Raw genomic sequence first — 217 nt, forward strand, 5'->3', positions numbered from 1 at the left:
TGACGGGGTTCGCGGCCATGAGTAAGCCGGGCGAGCAGCCAGATCCAGCCCAGAGGTGCGCCCATGTCGCAAACACAGTTCACCCCGCGCGTCTTTTCCGGCATCCAGCCATCGGGCGGCCTGACGCTGGGGAACTATCTGGGCGCGATCAAGCGGTTCGTGGACATGCAGGACGCGGGCGGGTTCGAAACGATCTATTGCATGGTCGACCTTCATG

General features: G+C 63.1%; 1 pseudogene. It reads left to right on the top strand.

The features are described from left to right. Positions 1–63: 63 nt before the first annotated feature. Positions 64–217 (top strand): annotated as a pseudogene (locus A3728_RS22480) (tryptophan--tRNA ligase); the annotation flags it as partial.

This window comes from Sulfitobacter sp. HI0040 (assembly GCF_001634885.1).
In the GTDB taxonomy this organism is placed as follows: domain Bacteria; phylum Pseudomonadota; class Alphaproteobacteria; order Rhodobacterales; family Rhodobacteraceae; genus Sulfitobacter.